The organism is Arthrobacter sp. TB 26 (assembly GCF_000427315.1).
Taxonomy (GTDB): Bacteria; Actinomycetota; Actinomycetes; order Actinomycetales; family Micrococcaceae; genus Arthrobacter.
Genome location: NZ_AUPJ01000121.1, coordinates 18,806 through 21,047 on the forward strand (window position 1 = coordinate 18,806; position 2,242 = coordinate 21,047).

Here is a 2,242-nt window from a genome sequence, read left to right on the forward strand (position 1 = left end):
GGGCCAGCCCGCGGGTCGGCGCCGCGCTGATGATCTGGGGTATCCGCATCAACGTCGTGCACGTCCCGCCCAACCGGATACGGTTCGTGAAACACAGGTTCCGCTTCACCCGCCGGAGCTCCGTGCGTGACATCTTCGGGCTGATGCAGCATGCGCCCGACCTCAGGGCGGCACTGGCCGCGGCATCTCTCCCGAAGTTTGTCGCCGTCGGCGAGCATGACCTCTGGCCGCTGGCGCTGCACCGCCGTTTCGCACAGTCGATCGGCGCGCGCATCGCGGTCTACCGGGGCGGGCACAGTCCGAGTGAGACCTCGCCGTACCAAATGAGCCGCGATCTGATCGCGCTCTACGGGGCCGCCTAGCGCGGGTGGTCCCGTTCCCATTCCCGCCGGCGGCGGCGCCGGCGGAACGGCGGCTCCTGCCTGAACTCGACACCGAAGGTGGTCCACGCCATCGACAGCCGGCGTCCGACGGCGTGCCAGCTTCCCAGCGGCCGAGCGGAGACCTGCACCTGCAGCGAGAGGTCGCCGATCACCGTGACGTCGGGCGGGATCTGGTAGGAAATGTCCAAATCATCGTGGACGAGCGGGAAGCCGCGGTGGACGGAGCCGCGGATGCGGTCCCAGACGCCGGACCACATGGCGAGGTTCGAGCCGAACAACGGCGGATGCCCCAGCAGCCAGCCGATGGCCCAGAAATATCCGGCGATGTAGACGCTCCGGCCCACCCAGCGGGCGAAGCGGTTTTCGCCATAGAAATCACCCGGCCCGGAAACGGCGGATAGCGGGCCGGCCTCCTGCAGGATCGCTTCAACCCGCTCGAGCCAGTCATCGGGCGGGACCGAGTCCGTGTCCAGCCTGGCAATCAGCTCGAAGCGGGCTTCGTCGAAGCCGTACGCCGTGCAGGCGGCGATCCCCGGGAGTTCGACGGCGATCCGACGGGCCCCCGCGGCCGCACAAATCTCTGCGGTGTTGTCCGTGCTGGCGTTGTCCACGACGACGATTTCGTCGGCTTGACGCGTCTGCCGGGCGAGTGCTGCCAGGCACACGGCGAGCATCTCAGCGTCGTTACGGGTGGGGATCACCACCGAGATTGTTGTCATATTGCCCCGACTATAGTCCCGGCGCCCGGGGAAATGCCCCCGTTGGCCTCTTGCACCATGGCCCCCGGCCCCGTAGGTTGGGCAACAGCGGACGAATGTCTCCGCAGCCGTTGGCCTCCGGGCCGCCGGAGATCAGCAGCATTTCAGAAGGATATGGCATGGCTACAGGCACAGTTAAATGGTTCAACGCCGAAAAGGGTTTTGGCTTCATTGCCCCGGATGACGGGTCAGCCGACGTTTTCGCCCACTACTCGGCAATCGCCAGCAGCGGCTACCGCTCACTGGATGAGAACCAGAAGGTCGAGTTCGACGTCACCCAGGGCCCGAAGGGCCCGCAGGCTGAGAACATCCGCCCGCTCTAAGTACTCCGGATAGCAGCACCGGCCAGCCGGCCGCCATGCTTTCCCCAAGACCACAAACGCCCCCCTCGAGGTTTCCTCGGGAGGGGCGTTTGTCGTTGGGGGCGGCGGTCAGCCGACGTGGACCCACGGCCGCCTGGTCACATCGGTTTCCGCTTCCCGCAGCACTTCGCGGGTCACGGGAGCGATCTCGCCCTCGCCGAACGCGAGGAACCGCAGCAGGTTGGTGACCGGGTTGCCTTCGGTCCAGCGGAAGTAGATGTGTGGCATCAGGCCGGTCACGTCGCGGATGTGGAGCAGGACCGAGGCGATTGTGTTCGGGACGACGGGTCCGTGGACTTCCAGGATCCGGTAGCCGTGCCGGGTGATGCCGCGGACCGCCAGCTCCGTCTCGAAGTCGGAGGAATCGTCGACGATCACTTCGAGGAAGAGAGCGCGGTAGTCCAGCGGCAGGTGGCTGACCTCGATTGCGGACTCCAGTTTCTGCCGGTAAGCCTCTTCGCTCATTCGAAGGGGCTCGTGGGCGATGATCCGGATGGGACCGTCCAGTTCGTCGGACATGAATTCGAGGGCCTCCCGGTCCAGATGGACGTGGGTGGCGTGCAACTCAAACGAGCGCCGGACCCGCGACAGCAGGGAGATCACAATGATCCCCAGGATGAAGACTGAAGCGATCCGGATGCCTTCCGGCCGTTCGATGATGTTGGCCACGGTGGTGTAGATGAAAACGACGGCAATAACACCGAACCCGATAGTGCGTTTGCGTTGCCGCCGGCGGCGG

2 protein-coding genes and 2 pseudogenes (2 of these 4 cut by a window edge) are annotated in these 2,242 nt (G+C 65.7%); 2 read left to right on the forward strand and 2 right to left on the reverse strand.

Annotation, left to right across the window (positions count from 1 at the left end):
• Window positions 1-362, forward strand: a pseudogene (locus K789_RS22210) (alpha/beta fold hydrolase) (it extends 581 nt beyond the left edge of the window).
• Here the strand turns inward: K789_RS22210 and K789_RS0103740 are convergent.
• Entirely contained in the window at window positions 359-1,102 is a 744-nt protein-coding gene (locus K789_RS0103740) for a glycosyltransferase family 2 protein (RefSeq protein ID WP_024365588.1), read from the reverse strand. The pseudogene K789_RS22210 and the gene K789_RS0103740 sit on opposite strands and share 4 nt — an antisense overlap.
• A 158-nt stretch (window positions 1,103-1,260) precedes the next feature.
• Here K789_RS0103740 and K789_RS0103745 point away from each other — a divergent pair, with 158 nt between their 5' ends.
• On the forward strand, window positions 1,261-1,464 hold the full coding sequence (locus K789_RS0103745; RefSeq protein ID WP_013599688.1) for a cold-shock protein: 204 nt from the start codon (window positions 1,261-1,263) through the stop codon (window positions 1,462-1,464).
• Between the two features lie 108 nt (window positions 1,465-1,572).
• Here K789_RS0103745 and K789_RS22215 read toward each other — a convergent pair.
• A pseudogene (locus K789_RS22215) lies at window positions 1,573-2,242 on the reverse strand (amino acid transporter); it runs 1,303 nt beyond the window's last position.